General features: G+C 64.3%; 22 protein-coding genes. 7 read left to right on the top strand and 15 right to left on the bottom strand.

Annotated elements, in window-relative coordinates; genetic code table 11:
- Positions 1–158 precede the first annotated feature (158 nt).
- Positions 159–440, top strand: coding sequence for a YciI family protein (locus tag CHX26_RS03630; protein ID WP_086739785.1), 282 nt, complete (start codon positions 159–161; stop codon positions 438–440).
- Here the strand turns inward: CHX26_RS03630 and CHX26_RS03625 are convergent.
- The 6 genes from CHX26_RS03625 to argB all read right to left on the bottom strand — a co-directional run bounded on the left by CHX26_RS03625 (position 437) and on the right by argB (position 5,177).
- Positions 437–1,477 (bottom strand): DUF475 domain-containing protein, encoded by a 1,041-nt coding sequence (locus CHX26_RS03625; protein WP_104943238.1) that lies wholly within the window; start codon positions 1,475–1,477, stop codon positions 437–439. The genes CHX26_RS03630 and CHX26_RS03625 overlap by 4 nt on opposite strands.
- Positions 1,478–1,544: 67 nt before the next feature.
- Positions 1,545–2,168: a MarC family protein gene (locus CHX26_RS03620; protein ID WP_104943237.1), complete on the bottom strand. Its 624-nt coding sequence runs from the start codon at positions 2,166–2,168 to the stop codon at positions 1,545–1,547.
- 13 nt (positions 2,169–2,181) lie between these two features.
- On the bottom strand, positions 2,182–2,967 hold the full coding sequence (locus tag CHX26_RS03615; protein WP_104943236.1) for a hypothetical protein: 786 nt from the start codon (positions 2,965–2,967) through the stop codon (positions 2,182–2,184).
- Between the two features lie 17 nt (positions 2,968–2,984).
- On the bottom strand, positions 2,985–3,881 hold the full coding sequence (gene folD, locus CHX26_RS03610) for a bifunctional methylenetetrahydrofolate dehydrogenase/methenyltetrahydrofolate cyclohydrolase FolD (protein WP_104941194.1): 897 nt from the start codon (positions 3,879–3,881) through the stop codon (positions 2,985–2,987).
- Entirely contained in the window at positions 3,881–4,180 is a 300-nt protein-coding gene (locus tag CHX26_RS03605; RefSeq protein WP_335682316.1) for a YggT family protein, read from the bottom strand. The genes folD and CHX26_RS03605 overlap by 1 nt, the downstream gene beginning before the upstream one ends.
- Before the next feature lie 100 nt (positions 4,181–4,280).
- The gene (gene argB / locus CHX26_RS03600) at positions 4,281–5,177 is read right to left on the bottom strand and encodes an acetylglutamate kinase (RefSeq protein ID WP_104943235.1); all 897 of its coding nucleotides are present in this window, start codon (positions 5,175–5,177) and stop codon (positions 4,281–4,283) included.
- Between the two features lie 178 nt (positions 5,178–5,355).
- Here argB and CHX26_RS15820 point away from each other — a divergent pair, with 178 nt between their 5' ends.
- Complete coding sequence (locus CHX26_RS15820) at positions 5,356–5,517, top strand: hypothetical protein (protein ID WP_172449674.1); 162 nt, start codon at positions 5,356–5,358, stop codon at positions 5,515–5,517.
- A 63-nt stretch (positions 5,518–5,580) separates the two neighbouring features.
- Here CHX26_RS15820 and CHX26_RS03595 read toward each other — a convergent pair whose 3' ends face one another.
- The gene (locus CHX26_RS03595) at positions 5,581–5,832 is read right to left on the bottom strand and encodes a YdcH family protein (RefSeq protein WP_104941192.1); all 252 of its coding nucleotides are present in this window, start codon (positions 5,830–5,832) and stop codon (positions 5,581–5,583) included.
- Positions 5,833–5,949: 117 nt separating this feature from the next.
- Between CHX26_RS03595 and CHX26_RS03590 the strand changes: the two genes are divergently transcribed.
- Positions 5,950–6,447, top strand: coding sequence for a thermonuclease family protein (locus CHX26_RS03590; protein ID WP_104941191.1), 498 nt, complete (start codon positions 5,950–5,952; stop codon positions 6,445–6,447).
- 380 nt (positions 6,448–6,827) lie between these two features.
- Positions 6,828–7,220 (top strand): endonuclease domain-containing protein, encoded by a 393-nt coding sequence (locus CHX26_RS03585; protein WP_104941190.1) that lies wholly within the window; start codon positions 6,828–6,830, stop codon positions 7,218–7,220.
- Positions 7,221–7,605: 385 nt separating this feature from the next.
- Here CHX26_RS03585 and CHX26_RS03580 read toward each other — a convergent pair whose 3' ends face one another.
- The 5 genes from CHX26_RS03580 to CHX26_RS03560 form a co-directional block, all read right to left on the bottom strand.
- The gene (locus CHX26_RS03580) at positions 7,606–8,556 is read right to left on the bottom strand and encodes a hypothetical protein (RefSeq protein WP_172449672.1); all 951 of its coding nucleotides are present in this window, start codon (positions 8,554–8,556) and stop codon (positions 7,606–7,608) included.
- Positions 8,553–9,602: a ribonucleotide-diphosphate reductase subunit beta gene (locus CHX26_RS03575; protein WP_104941188.1), complete on the bottom strand. Its 1,050-nt coding sequence runs from the start codon at positions 9,600–9,602 to the stop codon at positions 8,553–8,555. The genes CHX26_RS03580 and CHX26_RS03575 overlap by 4 nt, the downstream gene beginning before the upstream one ends.
- 60 nt (positions 9,603–9,662) lie before the next feature.
- Positions 9,663–9,851 carry a hypothetical protein gene (locus tag CHX26_RS03570; RefSeq protein ID WP_104941187.1) on the bottom strand — a complete coding sequence of 63 codons (189 nt, stop codon included), beginning with the start codon at positions 9,849–9,851 and terminating at the stop codon, positions 9,663–9,665.
- Positions 9,852–9,924: 73 nt separating this feature from the next.
- The gene (locus CHX26_RS03565; protein ID WP_104941186.1) at positions 9,925–11,952 is read right to left on the bottom strand and encodes a ribonucleoside-diphosphate reductase subunit alpha; all 2,028 of its coding nucleotides are present in this window, start codon (positions 11,950–11,952) and stop codon (positions 9,925–9,927) included.
- Positions 11,953–12,515: 563 nt separating this feature from the next.
- Positions 12,516–13,436, bottom strand: coding sequence for a hypothetical protein (locus tag CHX26_RS03560; RefSeq protein ID WP_146107640.1), 921 nt, complete (start codon positions 13,434–13,436; stop codon positions 12,516–12,518).
- Positions 13,437–13,828: 392 nt separating this feature from the next.
- Between CHX26_RS03560 and CHX26_RS03555 the strand changes: the two genes are divergently transcribed.
- The 3 genes from CHX26_RS03555 (at position 13,829) to hisN (ending at position 16,048) form a co-directional block, all read left to right on the top strand.
- A complete protein-coding gene (locus tag CHX26_RS03555) occupies positions 13,829–14,764 on the top strand; it encodes a ribose-phosphate pyrophosphokinase (RefSeq protein WP_104941184.1) in 936 nt (311 codons plus the stop codon).
- Positions 14,765–14,846: 82 nt separating this feature from the next.
- A complete protein-coding gene (locus CHX26_RS03550; protein ID WP_104941183.1) occupies positions 14,847–15,197 on the top strand; it encodes a ribose-phosphate pyrophosphokinase in 351 nt (116 codons plus the stop codon).
- An 80-nt stretch (positions 15,198–15,277) separates the two neighbouring features.
- Entirely contained in the window at positions 15,278–16,048 is a 771-nt protein-coding gene (hisN, locus tag CHX26_RS03545) for a histidinol-phosphatase (RefSeq protein WP_104941182.1), read from the top strand.
- Between the two features lie 24 nt (positions 16,049–16,072).
- On the opposite strand, the gene CHX26_RS03540 is transcribed toward hisN, so the two are convergent.
- From CHX26_RS03540 to CHX26_RS03530, 3 genes are all read right to left on the bottom strand, one after another.
- Positions 16,073–16,513, bottom strand: coding sequence for a host attachment family protein (locus CHX26_RS03540; RefSeq protein ID WP_104941181.1), 441 nt, complete (start codon positions 16,511–16,513; stop codon positions 16,073–16,075).
- Positions 16,514–16,631: 118 nt separating this feature from the next.
- On the bottom strand, positions 16,632–17,531 hold the full coding sequence (locus CHX26_RS03535) for an alpha/beta fold hydrolase (protein WP_104941180.1): 900 nt from the start codon (positions 17,529–17,531) through the stop codon (positions 16,632–16,634).
- A gap of 33 nt (positions 17,532–17,564) precedes the next feature.
- Complete coding sequence (locus tag CHX26_RS03530; RefSeq protein ID WP_104941179.1) at positions 17,565–18,497, bottom strand: TraB/GumN family protein; 933 nt, start codon at positions 18,495–18,497, stop codon at positions 17,565–17,567.
- Between the last annotated feature and the right edge of the window lie 24 nt (positions 18,498–18,521).

The following is an 18,521-nucleotide window of genomic DNA, read 5'->3' as shown; positions in this document are numbered from 1 at the left end:
CCTGCAACGATTCGCGGGACAAACCCGGCGTCTGAACCCGCGAAGGCTCCGCTTCAAGCGCAGTCTTTGCAACGGCCCTGCCTGCCCGGTCCCTTGACCCGCGCCGCACGGCAGCGTTAGCCTGCGACCTCAGCAACAGGGGCCTCACCATCATGCGCATGTTCTGCTTTCACTGCCGCGACGGCGAAGACGGCGGACGGCTGCGCGCGATCCACCGCCCCGCGCATCTCGAATTCGTTCACGCCAATGCCGAACACTTTGTGATCGTCGGCCCGCTGAAGCGCGCGGACGGGCTGATCATCGGATCATTGCTGATCGTGAAGGCCGAAGACGAAGCCGCCGCCCGCGCGATTCTGGCGGATGACCCCTACCTTACCGGAGGGGTGTGGCAATTGATCCGGGTGGACGAATTCACCCCGCTGCTGGGCGACTGGGCCTAGGCCGCACCGCCATCGCGGTTGGCCCGGTTCCAGCGCACCGAAGACCAGAACGCCAGCCCGATCAGCACCGCCCCGATCAGCCCGGTAATCACCTCCGGGATGTGCGCGAAGGTGTTGATGTACATGATCGTCGCCAGCGCCATGATCGCATAGAAGGCACCGTGTTCGAGATAGCGATATTCGCTCATCGTTCCCTTGTTGACGAGGAAGATCGTCATTGAACGCACGAACATCGCGCCAATGCCAAGGCCGATGGCGATGATGATGAGGTTGTTGGTGAGCGCAAAGGCTCCGATCACCCCGTCGAACGAGAAGCTCGCGTCGAGCACTTCAAGATACAGGAATGCCCCGAAGCCTGCCTTCGCCACATCGCCCGCAGACGGCGTGGGCGGTTCAAGCACGTGGTTGACGATCTCGACCGCGAGATAGGTCAGCACACCCGCAATGGCGGCGATCACGAAAGTCAGCGCATCATCATCGGCCAGCATCGTCGATGTCGCCCAGGTACCGGCGAGCACCAGCCCGATCGCCACCGCCTCGATATCGGCGACCTTGGCGAGCGGGCGCTCGATCGTCTCGATCCAGTTCACGTCCTTGTCGGAATCGAAGAAGTACTTGAGGCCGACCATCCCCAGGAACGCTCCGCCAAAACCCATCAACCCGATATGAGCATCGCTGACGATGCGCTGATATTCGGCCGGGGAATTGAGTGCGAGCTTCATCGCTTCGATGGGGCCAAGGCTGGCTGCAACCATCACGATCACCAGCGGGAAGACAATCCGCATCCCGAACACCGCAATCGCAATACCCCATGTCAGGAAGCGCCGCTGCCAGACCGGGTCCATGTCCTTGAGGATCGAGGCGTTGACCGCGGCATTGTCGAAGGACAGCGAGATTTCCAGCACTGCCAGAACGGCGCAGATCCACACGATGCCAAGCATCCCGTCGAGGGTGCCGGTCAGCGCCCAGCCATACCAGCCGCCCAGCGCAAGGCCCGCAGCCGTGAACAGCAGCGAGCCGCCGAAATGCTTGAACATCGTCGATCCATCCTTCTGGCCGCGCCGTGCGTCGGCGGGCCGCATTACCGTGGAGTGCGCGGGCAGGCTAGAGCCCGAAGCTGCCCTTCAGCCCGTCGATCACATATTGCGCCGCCAGCGCGGCCAGCAGCACGCCGAGCAGCCGGGTGATGACCGCTTCGACCTTGTCGCCCAAAAGCCGGATCAGCGGGCCAGCGGCGACCAGCGCGGCGGCAGTGATGATCAGCACTGCACCCAGCGCGGCCAGCACTTCGAACTTGTCGGGCCAGCCATCGGCCTCGTTCATCAGCAGCATGACCGCCGCAATCGCGCCCGGCCCGGCCAGCATCGGCATCGCCATCGGGAACACCGAGACATCTTCGATTTCCGGGGTAGCCGCGATTTTCTCGGCACGTTCCTCGCGGCGCTGGGTGCGCTTTTCAAACACCATGTCGAAGGCGATGAAGAACAGCATCAGCCCGCCTGCGATGCGGAAGGAATTGAGCTCGATATGCAGCGCGCCGAGCAATTGCTGGCCGAACAACGCGAAGATCAGCAGGATGATGCTGGCAATCCATGTCGCCCGCAGCGCCATGCTGCGCGCCTGTGCTGGCGATGCCCCCTTGGTCAGCCCGGCATAGATCGGTGCGCAGCCGGGCGGATCGATCACCACGAAAAAGGTGACGAAGGCGGACAGGAACAGCTCGGTCAGAACCATCGCGTGCTCACTCGCCCCCGCTCGGCAGCAGAGTCTGTTCGAAGGCGAGCTTCCAGCGGCCTTCGTAGAAGTAATCGGCTGCGGCATAGCGTGTGCCGTCGTCGCGGTGCTCCCAGCGCCAGCGCAGCGTGCCATCGCGCGACAGGCGGGCGTCCGTCTTGCCGTCCTCGCCCACCGGAATCGCGGGCGGCGGCGGCGCGGGGTTCCCGCCGCGCGGGCAAGTGGCGATCAGGCCCAGTACCGAATCGAGTGCCATGACGACGATATTGCCGTCCTCGACCGGCTTGCGCGGTGGCGGCTGAGGCACGTCAGGCCCGCTCGCGCCGAAGACATAGCGATAGGCGCCGTCTGGCTGGCGTTCCCACACCTTGAGATCATTGCCGACCGTGCCGTCGGGATCGCGGAAACGCCCTTGGCTCACGGCCACGGCGCCATCGCAGCTGATCGCGACCGCGCGCGGTTCCCACTGCACGGCCTCGGCAGGATCGGTCTGGCCCGCCAGCCAGGGTTCGATCGCAAAGGGCGGGGCGCCTGCCTGATGCCACTGCGCGCCGGGGGCGGCAAACAGACGGAAAGCAGTCCACTGCCCGCGCTCACGCGCCGCGCGCGAAAAGGCGATGTCGGCCGCGACAATCGTGCTCGGCTGGGCCGATCCCGGCGCTCCGACCAGCATTCGGTCGATCAGCGCGACCTGACGCTTGTTCGGCTTGGGCGGCCCGCCTCCGCCGACACAGCCCGCAAGCGCCAGCGCGAGGGGAGCGGCCATGGCAAGTGCGCAGGTGATGCGGCGCATTCTGTCCTCCGTCAGGGTCACAGGCCCGCGGGCGCGGTCATCCCGGCGTGGGCATAAGCGGCGACCAGCGTGTTCCTGAGCAGCACGGCAATCGTCATCGGCCCCACCCCGCCCGGCACCGGCGTGATGGCACCCGCAACCGCAGAGGCCTCGGCAAAGGCGACATCGCCCACCAGCCGGCCCTTTTCCTTGCCCTCGGCAGGGGGCAGGCGGTTGATGCCGACATCGATCACGGTGGCGCCCGGCTTGATCCAGTCCCCGCGCACCATTTCAGGTCGGCCCACCGCCGCCACCACGATATCCGCGCGGCGCACCACATCGGCGAGGTTCTTCGTGCGGCTGTGCGCGATGGTGACCGTTGCGTTGGCATCATTGAGCAGTTGGGCCATCGGCTTGCCGACGATGTTCGAGCGCCCGATCACCACCGCGTCCAGCCCCGACAGATCGCCGAGCCGGTCCTTCAGCAACATCATGCAACCCAGCGGCGTGCAGGGGACGAACCCCTTCTGCCCGACTGCGAGCCGTCCGGCATTGATCACATGGAACCCATCCACGTCCTTGTCCGGGCTGATTGCAGCGATCACCGCCTGTTCGTCGAGCCCGGCCGGCAGTGGCATCTGCACCAGAATGCCGTCGACCTCTGGATCATGGTTGAGCCGCTCGACCAGCGAGAGCAGCGCCGCTTCCGAGGTATCGGCAGGCAGGCGGTGTTCGAAGCTCGCCATGCCGGCAGCCTCGCAAGCCTTGCCCTTGGCCCCGACATAGACCTGACTGGCCGGATCGTCCCCCACCAGCACCACCGCAAGGCCGGGGCGCCGCCCGGCCTGATGGGCAAAGGCCGCCGCGTGCTCTGCCAGACGCGCGCGCAGGGCGTCGGCAAAGGCCTTGCCGTCAATCACCATTGCCTCAGCCATCAATAGCTCCTCTGGATCCCGTCCAGCACCCGGATCAGGATCTGCAATCCCAGGATCAGCACCAACGGCGAGAAATCGATCGCACCGGTATTGGGCATGATGTTGCGGATCGGGCGCAGCACCGGGGTCAGCAGCCGGTCGATGGAGTCATAGACCTGGCGGAGGAATTCGTTACTCGGGCTCACCACATTGAAGGCGAAAGCCAGCCCGATCAGGAACTGCACGATGATCAGCATCACCAGTACCTGGGTGATCATCACGAGGATATCGATGAGTACGGCCAGTCCTTGCATTGCCATTGCTTTCCTTGGCGCACGCGGAGCCTTGCCGCGCGCTGTCATGTCCCTTGCAGGCGTATTAGCTTCTTAATACGCCCTGCGCCATATCTGTGTTCCCGCCTCAGGCGCGCACCAGGGTCCCGGCCCCGCGCGCGGTGAAGAATTCGAGCAGCATCGCGTGGCCGACCCGGCCATCGAGCACCACCGCCGCCTCGCAGCCCGATTGCACCGCAGCCACGCAGGTTTCGAGCTTTGGCACCATCCCGCCGCGGATCACGCCTTCATCGCGAAGGCGCGCGATGTCTGCCGGGGTGAGATCGGTGAGGAGCTGGCCCTCGCCGTCCAGCACGCCTGCAACGTCCGTCAGCAGGAACAGCCGCGCCGCGCCCAGCGCCGCCGCAATTGCGCCCGCCATGGTATCGGCATTGATATTGTAGGTCGCGCCGTCCTTACCAGGAGCAATCGGTGCGATCACCGGGATCATGCCCGCGGCCACCATGGTATCGATCACCGACGTATCGACCTCCGCCGGTTCGCCGACAAAGCCCAGATCGACCGCCTGTTCGATATTGCTGTCCGGATCACGGGTGGTACGCGTGACCTTGCGGGCCGTCACCAGTCCGCCGTCCTTGCCCGAAATGCCGATCGCCTTGCCGCCCGCGCCTGCGATCCAGCCAACCAGTTCCTTGTTGATCGCGCCCGAAAGCACCATTTCGGCGACCTTGGCGGTGGCCTCGTCGGTGACACGCAGCCCGTCGACAAAGGTGCTCTCCACCCCCAGCCGCTTCAGCATCTGGCCGATCTGCGGCCCGCCGCCGTGGACCACCACCGGGTTGATGCCGACCGCTTTCAGCAGCACGATATCCTCGGCAAAGTCGCGCGCTGCTTCGGGATCGCCCATCGCGTGGCCGCCATATTTCACCACGAAGGTGCGCCCCGCGTAACGCTGGAAATAGGGCAGTGCCTCGATCAGCACTTCGGCCTTCGCCAGATCGAGCGTTTCGGCTTTGGGATGGATCTGCTTGTCAGTCACCGGCGTTGTCGTCTCCGCGCGCGGATCGCGCTTTCGCCGCGCCCTAAGGCTTGGCCCTGCGCGGAGCAAGCGGCTTGCTGCATCGCCGCGCCCGGCTGCACCGCGCCGAGCAATTAGGCTTTGGCCGCAAATCATGGTAAACGCTTGGAGAAAGGGGGCCACCATGACCGACAGTCCCGACGAAAAGCCAGGCAAAGACCCGGAAGGCGGGGGACGCCGACAGGGCGACCGGCGGCAAGCCGACCGACCCTTTGAAGGGCCAGACCGCCGCAAGGGCGATCGCCGTTCCGGCACCGACCGCCGCACCACCCCGCGCGAGGATTGAGCGCCCGCCCGCCAAGGGTTGCAGGCGGAGCATCGCCTCATGCCCCGCCCGCGCAAGCCTCGGCTATTCGGCGTGAACCTGCTCCAGCATCGCCGCGATCTCGTCGAGCAGATTGAGCCGCTCCCGCTTCAGTCCTTCGAGCCGTTCATCGCTCGCCGCCTCGACTTCGCTCTCGATCCGGTGAATTTCGCGGTTCACCACATGATGCCGCTCGGCCAAGCGGGCGAAATGCGCGTTGGTGAGCTTCAGCTGGTGCAGCGCGGCGGTATCCCCGGCGAAGATATCGGCCAGTTCGTTCGGTGTATGTGCGGACATGTGTCTCTCCCTGATGATGCCCCGGCTTAGGCACCCGCGCCCGCTCGGTATTTGACCGGGGTCAAAAGGACTGGAACCTTTCTGCATCCGCGATATTCTGAGTGTCGGGATAGCAGCATGACACGACCGACGCCTTTGCGCCGCCGCTGGCTGGCGTTTGTTGCTCTGCCGCTGGCGGCTGCAGGCGGCTTTGCGCTCTGGCCCGACACCGGCGAGGCGCAGGGCCGCGAGGATGAGGACGGGACCGAGCGCGCGCTGTTCCCCGTCTGCTCCGGCCCGGTGCGGGTCACCTGCGTCGTCGATGGCGACACCATCTGGTATCGCGGCACCAAGATCCGCATCGCCGATATCGACACCCCCGAAGTCACCCGCCCCGGCTGCCCGCGCGAACGCGAACTTGGCCGCCGCGCGACCGAGCGGCTGCGGCAACTGCTCAACGCCGGGGCCTTCCGGCTGGAGACACCCCCCGGCGGGCGCACGCAGGACCGCTTTGGCCGCGAGCTCAGGATCATCACCCGCGGCGGGCAGAGCCTCGGCAACGTGCTGGTGAGCGAGGGCCTCGCCCACCGCTGGGGCGGATCGAAGCGCGGCTGGTGTGGGGCCGCCCGCACTTGACAAACTTGACACCCTGTCAAGCAAGGCGTCCCGCAATTTATCCCTTATAATCAGCACTATGCGAGGAATTTCGCGCGCTTGACGGACAGGGGAGAGGGGCTGTGTTTCGCCCGTCGCCAGCGCATCCGGGCCGCGCGGCAAGGCCGGAGCGACGGGCGCAGGGGAGAGAAAGCGCAGCCGGGGCATGGGCGCGAGGGTAAGGCGCGGGCGGGGCGGTAGGAAAGGGGGTGGTAGCGGGGGTTGGTTTATGCGGCCGCGCACTTGCCCACCCCTAACCCCTCCCGCAAGCGGGAGGGGGACTTAACTCCCCTCCCGCTTGCGGGAGGGGCCGGGGGTGGGCCTGTCTTGTCCAAACCTTCGACTTGCGATAACTTCCTGAAATGCCTGAGTGGACACCCCGCGACACCGCCCGCGCGCGCACCCTGCGGCGCGAGGCGACGGGGCCGGAGCGGGCGCTGTGGGTGTTTCTTGCGCGCAACCAGCTTGGTGCAAAATTCAGCCGCCAGATGCCGGTCGGCCCGTTCTTCGCCGACTTTCTGTGCCGGGAGTTGCAGCTGGTGGGGGAGCTCGACGGCTTCAGCCACGACGTCGCGCCGGAACACGACGCACGCCGCGATGCATGGATGGCGGAGCGCGGCTTTACCGTGCTGCGGTTCACCAACGCCGCTGTGCGGGAGAATATCGAAGGCGTGGTGACCGCGATCCGCATCGAGGTGGAGCGGTTGCGCGCGGATCAACCCTCCCGCTTGCGGGAGGGTCGCGAGACTTACTGAGCCGAAGGCGAAGTTAGTCGCAGCGGGGTGGGCCTGCGCCGAGGGTTTGGGATTTTCCTTCTATCTGCGGTGGCCCCGCGCCCACCCCTAACCCCTCCCGCAAGCGGGAGGGGGATTAAGCGCCCCAATTCTCGTCTCCCGTTTACGGGAGGGGGACTACTTCACTTCACCCCTCCCGCTTGCGGGAGGGGCCGGGGGTGGGCGCGTCAACAACGCCACCCCACCCCACGTCATCCCGGCGCAGGCCGGGGATCCAGTGCGGTCAAGTGCAAACGTAGCGGAAAGAAGCTGGGCCCCGGCCTACGCCGGGGTTTGTAGAGCGTCCCGCGAGTTGGAAGCGTCGCGCTGGCCCACCCCTAACCGCTCTCGGAGGCGGCAGGGCACTCTAGCGCCGTGCGATCGCACCCCAGCTTCGAAACTTATAGGAGGCGTTCGCATTTTTTGTTCGAGGATTATCTGCCAGTAAGAGGGCTAAAATGCATTCCTCAAAAAAACGCCTGTTGAATTTGGCAAATGCAAGCATTGCGAAGTAGGCCCCAATGGACGCTGCGAAATATAATGCTGAGCGCCTGTATGATAGAACCCATCCATCTACACTAAAAAAGGCCACAACAGACTTCACAATGATTACCCATCCAGCAATGATCATTATAAAGGAGAGAAGCCTCAAGGCACCATATATCACCAGATAATTGTACATCCTCTGATAAGCGAGAGGGCAATTGTTCGCAACGTGATGCTCAACCATTTTTTCCCACCGAGTGCCCTCTTCTACCTTTACCGTCCGGCTGATCTTGGAAAACTCGCTCCTAACATCTGGCAATAATCCTTCCGGGAGCTTGGGATCATAGAAGCTTACCGGCTTCAGCCATATAAAGAACGACAAAGGCAACCAAATCGGGAAAAGAAAAACAAAAAGAGCAATAGAGGTAAGCCTTGACCTGTGCTTATTCCATGCCTCAGAAATCTTTTGTGTAAGAAATGATTTGGTGAACTGGTCACATGAAATTCCTGCAGCCGTGTATTCTTCCTTCTTAATCCATACGTTTGAAGGATAGCTTAAGGCCGTATGGACAAATTTTTCAATGAAAATGGAAGACAGGTATGCACCGAGATGGCCGGCAAGGTAACTCGCCGAAATCCATAATATCGCGAGGATTACGGTATTTACTAGGTCGCTGCCGAAATGATTGACTTGTGCGAGCGCCGGGCTCCCTAAAATGGTTTCCAATGAGTACTGGGCGAGGACAAGCAATATGGCCCCGCCCGGTAGATACACCGCCAAATCATAGGTAGCGAACGGGAGAGATTTGTAGCCCCCCATTCCCTCACTCACTCCGCAGCCTCAGCCCCAAACAGCCCGGCCTCAGCCTCGCCTTCGGCGCCCGGCTCGTTCGCGGCCTTGGCCTTCTGGCGCTTGTCGAAGCTTGACCACACGGTGTTCCAGTCGCCGCGGGTGGCGCCCTTCGAATATTCCGTCGCGCGGGTTTCGAAGAAGTTGGCGTGTTCCACCCCGTTCAGCAGCGGCGCGAGCCACGGCAGGGGGTGTTCCTCGATCATGTAGATTTCCTGCAGGCCGAGCTGCTTCAGGCGCCAGTCGGCGATGTAGCGGATGTAACGCTTGATCTCCTTGGCGCTCATCCCGTGGACCGGCCCCATTTCGAAGGCCAGGTCGATGAAGGCGTCTTCGAGGCGCACGGTCTTCTGGCAGATGTCGATCAGGTCTTCCTTGACCGACTTGGTGAGGCACTGGCGTTCCTCGCAGAAGGTGTGGAACAGCTTGATGATGCCTTCGCAGTGCAGCGATTCGTCGCGCACCGACCAGCTGACGATCTGGCCCATGCCCTTCATCTTGTTGTAGCGCGGGAAGTTCATCAGCATGGCGAAGCTGGCGAAGAGCTGAAGCCCTTCGGTGAAGCCGCCGAAGGCTGCGAGGGTGCGGGCGATGTCTTCATCGGTATCGACCCCGAACTGGCCGAGGAAGTCGTGCTTGTCCTTCATTTCCTCATATTCGAGGAAGGCGCTGTATTCGGTCTCGGGCATCCCGATGGTGTCGAGCAGGTGCGAATAGGCCGCGATATGCACCGTCTCCATGTTGGAGAAGGCGGCGAGCATCATCTTGACTTCCGTGGGCTTGAACACCCGGCCGTAGTTTTCGTGATAGCAGTTCTGCACCTCGACATCGGCCTGGGTGAAGAAGCGGAAGATCTGGGTGAGCAGGTTGCGCTCGTGATCGGTGATCTTCTGCGCCCAGTCGCGGCAATCCTCGCCGAGCGGCACTTCTTCCGGCATCCAGTGGATCTGCTGCTGGCGCTTCCAGAAGTCATAGGCCCAGGGGTACTGGAACGGCTTGTAGGTCGAGCGGGCTTCGAGCAGCGACATGGGCGGATACTCCTTCGGGTGTTCTTGTATAGCAGATACGCGCCGGGCGGGCGCTCGGATTCAGTTGGGCCAGTAAAAGGCCATGACGATCAGGCAGAAGGGGACGAGCATCCCCACCATGCCGAGATGGATCACCGCCGCATTGCGCAGATGACCGGGTTTGTTGCGCTTCAATTCGCGCACCGACTGGACGGCAAACCAGGCGCTGACGGCAAGGCCGATGAGCGCGACGACAAATGGCAGGTTCATTGCGGTTTCTCCCCCGGTTTCGCGGGCGCTGACGGGCGGCGTTGCGGGCCGCCCGGGCGCTGCGGTGTGCGGCCTACTGGCAGCTCAGGCATTCCTCGTAATCGGTCTGCTCGCCATTGGCGGAGAGTTCGATCTTGGGCGCTTCGGAGGTGTTATCGGCCTCGACCCCGCCGACGAAGCCGGCGCGCTGCACGGACTTCGAGCGGAGGTAGTAGAGCGACTTGATGCCGCGTTCCCACGCCTGATAGTGCAGCATCATCAGGTCCCACTTGTCGACGTCAGCCGGGATGAACAGGTTCAGCGACTGGGCCTGATCGATATAGGGCGTGCGGTCAGCGGCGAATTCGAGCAGCCAGCGCTGGTCGATCTCGAAGCTGGTCTTGTAGACCGCCTTTTCCTCCGGCGTCAGGAAGTCGAGGTGCTGCACCGATCCGCCGCGTTCGAGGATCGAGTTCCAGACATTGGTCGAGTTCTTGGCCTTCTTGTCGAGCAGCTTTTCAAGATAGGGGTTCTTGACGATGAAGCTGCCCGACAGGGTCTTGTGGGTGTAGATATTGGCCGGGATCGGCTCGATGCAGGCGCTGGTGCCGCCGCAGATGATGCTGATCGACGCGGTCGGCGCGATCGCCATCTTGCAGCTGAACCGCTCCATCGCGCCCATGTCCGCGGCATCGGGGCAAGGCCCGCGCTCCTGCGCCAGCAGCATCGAGGCCTCCGAGGCCTTGGCGTGGATGTGCTTGAACATCTGGAGGTTCAGCGCCTTGGCCATCGCGCTTTCGAAGGCGACGCCCTTCTGCTGGAGATAGGAGTGGAAGCCCATCACCCCGAGGCCGACCGAGCGTTCGCGGCTGGCGGAGTACTTGGCGCGGGCCATCTCGTCCGGCGCGCGGTCGATATAGTCCTGCAGGACGTTGTCGAGGAAGCGCATCACGTCCTCGATGAACTGCTTGTCGCCCTTCCACTCTTCCCAGGTTTCGAGGTTGAGCGACGACAGGCAGCACACCGCCGTGCGGTCATTGCCGAGGTGGTCGATCCCGGTCGGCAGGGTGATTTCCGAGCACAGGTTCGAGGTCGAAACCTTCAGCCCCAGATCGCGGTGATGCTTGGGCATCATGCGGTTCACGGTGTCATTGAAGACGATATAGGGCTCGCCGGTGGCGAGGCGGGTCTCGACCAGCTTCTGGAACAGCGAACGCGCATCGACCTTGCCGCGCTCCGACCCGTCACGCGGGCTGCGCAGGGTGAATTCGGCGCCTTCGCGCACCGCGTTCATGAATTCGTCGGTGACGAGCACGCCGTGGTGCAGGTTTAGCGCCTTGCGGTTGAAGTCGCCCGAGGGCTTCCTGATTTCGAGGAACTCCTCGATCTCCGGGTGCGAGATGTCGAGATAGCACGCGGCCGACCCGCGCCGCAGGCTCCCCTGCGAGATCGCCAGCGTGAGCGAATCCATCACGCGCACAAAAGGAATGATGCCGCTGGTCTTGCCGTTCAGCCCCACCGGCTCACCGATGCCGCGGACATTGCCCCAATAGGTGCCGATCCCGCCGCCCTTGGACGCGAGCCACACGTTCTCGTTCCACGTGCCGACGATCCCTTCGAGGCTGTCCTCGACCGAATTGAGGTAGCACGAGATCGGCAGACCCCGGTTGGTGCCGCCGTTCGAGAGCACCGGGGTGGCGGGCATGAACCACAGGTTCGAGATATAGTCATAGAGGCGCTGGGCGTGATCCTGATCATCGGCATAGGCATCGGCCACGCGGGCGAAGAGATCCTGATAGGTCTCTCCGGGCAGCAGGTAGCGATCGGTCAGCGTCTCCTTGCCGAAATCGGTCAGCCGTGCATCGCGCGCAGCATCGGTCTGAATCGTGAAGCGGCGGTCGTTGACCTTCTTGCTGTCGCTCTTGGCGGCATCCTTGGCGGCTTCCACCATGGCATTGCCGAGCGCCTCGGTCGCCTTGGCGGCGATCAGCGCGTCCGAGCCTGCATCCATCGTTTTCATTGTCACAGCCTTTTCATCCCCCGCGGCGGGCGCAGCGCCCGTGCCAGTATCCAGTTCATTCGTCACATCACCCGGCACGTTTTCGCTCGCCTTGAAATCCATTGTCAGCCCCACTTTGTCCCCCGAATCGGGGATATGGCACAAGAGGCCATGTTCCGATTCTGTTCTATACCTGCTGGTCCACAGACTTGCCAACAGATACGCCCTCCGGGCGGCCTGCAGGACAGTCGGTCAGTCCCATCTGCGGTGCGCGGCGGAGCCCTTGGGCCGGAGCGAATCATCCGCCTTGCGCCCCCTTCGGGACGGTCGATGATTCACCAAGGCTTGGGGGTCCGATTTGCACCGAACCACTAGATGATGAATCAGCCGGGGAATCCCGTCAACGGCAGATTAAGCACGTAGTTACCATGAGAGGGGTGTTTCAGACCGGTGCCACAGCCGCGACGCGTGGAACAAGCTTGAGTCGCGCGCCCCGCAAGCCCCAAATTGAATCTGTGAAGAAAAATGTGGTGATTGAATCATTCGAATCCAGCCGTGAATCTTTTGCACGGATGGCGGCACGAATGTTGCGCGGATCGGGTGTGCAGCACTGGCGGCGAACAAGGCCGAAGCGATCTGCTCCATCGGCGCATCGGGCCTGGGGACAGGGGCTCTCCCTTACGTCATTAAAGCGGGCACCATTCGACCATGACAGCGCTGCGCGGTCGCCGCGGCCGTTCGTCCTCGATCACATAACACTCGCCGATGATAGCCCACTCACCGTGCACCCGCCGCCCCGACGGGTCGAGCAGGCGAGCCCGCGTATGCTTCTCGAACTCGAAGGTGATGGCCTTGCCGAAGCCCCACCCCTTCGGGCTTTCGAGAACCATCGTGCAATCGCTGACCCGGTCGCGGGGCAGCATCTTGCATCGCATCAGCACGATGCCCTCGATATTGGCATCCAAGGCCGCCGGCGGATGTTCACGGCCCGGTGGCGGGTCCTTGAAATAGCCGCGCCGGTACCACGTGCTGACCGTGTATCCGTCGCCATCACCGAAGGCGTTGCCAAATCTGCCAGCCGCCATGCCTTCACCCTGCCCGCCCGCCTTGCCGGGAGAGCCTGACACCGGGCCGGGCGCAGCACCGGCGCCCTCTCCGGTCACTTGCGCCGGCGGGGCTGAAACCACCGGAGACACCGGTGACGGGGGCGCGCTGGCCGCCGTGTCCGGCAACGGCAGCGGCAGCGGCAGCGGAACCGGGACCGGCGCAGGCTCCGCCGGCGGAACCCTGGCAGGCGCCGGGCTGTCGGTCGCGGCCCTTGTCGGACTGGCGACAGGCGCACCGGAATCCTGTGCCTTGCTGTCTTGCGCCTGATCGCCCGGGCTGCCGCCGCCGACCGCGATTGTAACGATCGCCGCAAACGCATCGGCGCCCCGATCGACCGACCGCGCCGAGGAGATGAACAGGATCAGGCTGAACAATGCTGCCGTGATGCAGATCGAAAGCACCATCGCCACGCGCTTGTGCGCGGGCATGGTGCCGGGGGCATGGAACAACATGGCCGGATCAAGCAAGCGGGCAGACGTCAACAGGGGGGGCGATCCCATCGCGGGTGTCCTCAACACAGCACCAAGGCACCGACCGGGGGCATCCCGTCACGGATTTCAGTCCCGCGGCGATGTTCTCATCGAGCCGCAGGATTAGTGCGCTGCACAAGCTGACTACCTGATTAACAACGATTACTTGGGCAAGCTGGCTGCGCGATATGTCCCGGATCAAGCAGGTCGCGCGCGGCAGGAAGCTGGTCTGGCATCCGCCGTCATGACCTTGGCACGGCCGGTCTCTGCGGTCCCTGTCCGCAACACAGGGCTGCACGCGCCCCGGATGATCTCCTGGCGCACCGTTGGCATAAGCTGACGAGAACGCCGCCGCGATGCGTTGCAATTCCATGACGCCGCGCTAGGCGGGACGGGTCACGCGCCAACGGGGATTCGCATCCATGAAAATCATGTCCGGCAACTCGAACCTGCCGCTCGCGCGGGCCATTGCGGCCTATCTCGAAATCCCGCTCACCGATGCAAGCGTGCGGCGCTTCTCGGACGAGGAAGTGTTCGTCGAGATCCACGAGAATGTGCGCGGCGAGGACGTGTTCGTCGTCCAGCCGACGAACTTCCCGGCAAACGACAATCTGATGGAGCTGCTGATCTGCATCGATGCGCTGCGCCGCGCCTCGGCCAAGCGGATTACCGCAGTGGTGCCGTACTTCGGCTATGCCCGACAGGATCGCAAACCCGGCCCGCGCACGCCGATCAGCGCCAAGCTGGTGGCGAACCTCATCACCGAGGCCGGGGCTGACCGCGTGCTGGCGGTCGATCTTCACGCCGGGCAGATCCAGGGCTTTTTCGACATCCCGACCGACAATCTTTACGCCGCCCCTGTCATGGCCGCCGATATTCAGGCGCGCTATGGCGATCAGCAGTTGATGGTGGTTTCGCCCGACGTCGGCGGGGTGGTGCGCGCCCGGGCGCTGGCCAAGCGGCTCGACAACGCGCCCCTCGCCATCGTCGACAAGCGCCGCGACCGGCCCGGCGAGAGTGAGGTGATGAACATCATCGGCGACGTGCAGGATCGCCACTGCATCCTGATCGACGACATCGTGGATTCGGGCGGCACCCTGTGCAACGCCGCCGAGGCGCTGCTGGAGAATGGTGCGAAGTCGGTCGCGGCCTATATCACCCACGGGGTGCTGTCGGGCGGTGCGGTGGCGCGGATCAACGGGTCGAGCCTCAAGGAGCTCGTCATCACCGATTCGATCCGCCCGACCGAAGCCGCCGAAGCCTCCGACCGCATCCGCATCCTGCCGATTGCCCCGCTGGTGGGCGAAGCGATCCGGCGCATTGCAGACGAAAGCTCGGTGTCGAGCCTGTTTGATTGACCCCAAAGCCGTTCGTGCTGCGCGCAGTCGAGACACAGCGCAAAGGCCTCTCGACGTCGCTCGAGGCGAACGGAATGAGGTCATGAGGTTCGACCCCGTCGAAGTCCGCCTGCTGCTGATCGAAGCCGCCCGCGCGCGGCAGGTCTTCACCTACGGCGCGCTGCTGGGCATTCTCGGCCATGCCTTCACGCGACCCCTGATGCGCCAGCTGTGCAAGGTGCTCGACCGGATCGACGAGGATGGGCGGGCTTGCGGCGAACCCGGCCTTGCGGTGCTGGTGGTGCGCCAGTCGGACGGGCTGCCGGGCCAGGGCTGGTTCGTTGCCCGCTCCGGCGTCCACGATGATCTGCCGCTGGAATGGGAAGGCCCGGAAGCGCGGCGCTACACTGAGGCTCGACAGGCCGAGGCGTTTGATTATTGGAGCAACGCGTAACCCCCGCCGTTCGTGTCGAGCGAAGTCGAGACACCTGCGCGCGGCCTCTCGACTTCGCTCGAGGCGAACGGAGCCCTGTGATGACCGATAAAGACCTCGCCCTCGCCTTGGCGCTAGCCGATGCTGCCGGAGCCGCCATCCGCCCGCTGTTTCGCGGGCAATGGGATCATGAACGCAAGGCTGACCGCAGCTTCGTCACCGAAGCCGACCGCGCTGCCGAAGCAGCGATGCGCAAGTTGATCGAGGACACCTTCCCCGCCGACGGGATCATCGGCGAGGAATACGGCACCCGCAACGACAGCGCGGGCCGGCAATGGGTGCTCGATCCGATCGACGGCACCACCAGCTTCATCGCCGGGCGCCCGATCTTCGGCACGCTGATCGCGCTGCTTCAGGATGGCTGGCCGGTGCTCGGCATCATCGACCAGCCGATTGCAGGCGAACGCTGGGTCGGACGCATCGGCCAGCCGACCCTGTTCAACGGCAAGCCCGCCAAAGCGCGCCCGCTCAAGGAACTCTCCGACGCGGTGCTCGCCACCACCAGCCCGCACCTCTTCACCAATCTCGAAGCCGACGCCTTCATGTCGGTCGCCAAGACGGTCGCCGAGAAAAAGATCGTGTTCGGCGGGGACTGCTACAATTACGCCCTGCTCGCGAGCGGGCATGTCGACGTGGTGATCGAGGCGGGCCTCAAGCTCTACGACTATGCCGCGCTTGTCCCGGTGGTCGAAGGCGCGGGCGGGATGATGAGCGACTGGCAGGGCAACCCGCTGGATGCCGGCAGCGACGGCACAGTGATAGCCATCGGCGACCCGGCGCGGCTCGAAGATGTGCTGGAAGCCATGGGGTAGGCGGCGGGATCGCCGCCCGCCGGTTCAATGGGCGGCAATGGCCGCCGCGATATCGTCGGTGGTGTGATCGGTCAGCACCTTGTCGATTTCCGCGACCAGGCTTTCGTTCGTCGCTCGCCCATAATTCCGGCGCAACTCGCCCAGCGTGCGCGGCGCGGCGATCACCACGATCCCGGCTCCGGGGTGCGCCTGCGCCGTGTCTTCGAGCAACCCGGCCGCATGACGCGCAAAGGCATCTTCGCGCTGCTGGTGCAGATCGGTCTCTTCGTAGCTGCTGCGACTTTCGCCGAAGCGCGCAAAGCTGCGTCCGGGCGAATCGTCACCCTGTTCGGCGGTCGAAGGGTTGTCCTGCCGCGCATGGTCGAGCGTTTGCAGGACAGCGAACTTCTCGTCCCCTTCATTGCGGAACAACAGCAGCTTGGCGCCGTCAGCCACCATCACCAGCGTGCCGTGTGCGATCTTCATGTCTTTGCCCTCCAGTCAGCGCGACCCGATTCTCCTTTCCGCGTGATCCCTGAGCGGCAAGCGGCAGGTATAGCAGGAGCGGCGTGTCTTTGTAACCGCCGGGCAGGCCGAAGCCGGGCTACCCGCCGCGGGCGTGGGTGACGATTTCCTCGGCTATGCGCGGCACCAGCGGGATCGGGAGATCATGGCCCCAGCCGGGGATCGTCACCAGCCGCGCGCCGGAGATGTGCCGCGCGGTATCCTCGCCCGCCTCCAGCCTGACGAGCGGATCGGCCTCGCCGTGCAGCACCAGTGTCGGCGTGCTGACCTGCGCAAGGCGCGCGCGGCGGCAGCCATCGTCGATGATCGCAGCCAGCTGGCGCGGCAGGCCCGCCGGATAGACCGAGCGGCGCACGTTCCTGATCACCCGTTCGCGCTGGGCGTCGACGTCGAAGGGAAACTCCGGGCTGTCGGGGCTGCCGATATTGCGTGCAATGTTGAGCCCGTGGGCGATCAGAGCCTCCTCCTCCATGCTGGTGATCGGCGCGGTCAGCGCCTCGATCGCGTGCTTTTCCGCCTGAGGCAGCTTGGCGTTGCCGGTGGTCGACATGATCGAGGTCATGCTCATCAACCGGTGGCCGTGATGCACCGCCATCAACTGCACGATCATCCCGCCCATCGACGCGCCGACCACATGCGCGCTCTCGATTCCCAGCGCATCCAGCACCCCGATCCCGTCATGCGCCATGTCGGTGAGGGTGTAAGGCACCTTCGCCGGAAAGCCGATCTTCTTGCGCAGCACCTGCATTGGCAATGAGGGCGCGCGGGCGCCTTCCATCTTCTGCGACAGGCCGATGTCGCGGTTGTCGTAGCGGATCACGCGGAATCCCTCGCCCACCAGCGCCGCGACCAGTTCATCCGGCCACAGGGTCAGTTGCGCGCCAAGGCCCATCACCAGCAGGATCACCTCGTGCGCAGGGTCTCCGTGATCTTCGTAGAAGATTTCGATACCGGTGGTGGGGGTGGTCAGGCTGGGCATGGGCGGGTGATCCTCTGTTGCGGCCCGCGCAGCTTATCTCCAGACGGGTCCGCCGATATCGAAGCCGCGCGCGTCCAATTGGTCAAGCACCCCGCCTTCTTCCGCCAACACCCGCAAGGGGACAACCGCCAAAGTCGTGCCGGTCGCGGTGCTGGCTTCGGCGATGCGTTCCACCCAGATGCCGCGCAACTCGCTGCCGAGCAGATCGTCAGCCCAGGGCCAGCACTTGCCGAGCGCCACTTCAAGCGGGTTCGCCATCACCGCCGGGATCGCATAGCGCCGCCAGTCGGCCCCGCGCTGTTCGACGATCTCCGGCCCGGCCTCGACCGCATCCATGGCGGCAATCATGCAGGGCACATGGGCGGAAGGGGGTGCTTCAGCGAGCGTGTCGAGCACATCCTCACCGCGCAGAGTGGCCGCACGGGTGGTCGGCACCTTGGCCTTGTCGGCGGCCTTCCTGACAACGTCGGAGGCATCGTCGGTGGTATCGCGGTTGAAGCGCAATCCCTTCCTGAGCATCTGGAACGCGGTGAGCAGGAAGCTCTGGCGCGCATAATCGTCCTTGGTCGCTTCGCCTATGGCCTGAAGCCGCGCCCATTCCTGGGGCGGGAGATAGTCGCTTGCCACGGTCTTGTCGGGCAGCTTGGTGAACTTGCTTCCCGAAAACATCAACCGCAGCACATCACCGGGCGAAACCTTGGGCCGCGCGCCGAGGATCACCCGGTCAGCCTCGGCGGTGGCTTCCCTGAGCCGGTCGGGCTGCCACGGCGTGGTTTCAGGGATAGCGCGAATCTCGCCGACGAGGATGATGGTGCCGCTGGGCGTATCGATGACCCACATCGGCGCGCCGGAACGCTGGGCGGTGACGACGATGGAATTTTCGGACTCGGTCGGGGCGGGGTCCTGGGCGGCGAGGGGGGTGGCAAGCAACGCAGCGAGACCGAAAGCGAGCGGAAGGTTTCTCATTGATGCAGACCCTTGAGACGATGC

It is taken from the genome of Porphyrobacter sp. HT-58-2, from assembly GCF_002952215.1.
Lineage (GTDB): Bacteria > Pseudomonadota > Alphaproteobacteria > Sphingomonadales > Sphingomonadaceae > Erythrobacter.
The sequence above is the reverse complement of the archived record's forward strand: the minus strand, read 5'-3'. Positions and strand labels throughout refer to the sequence as shown.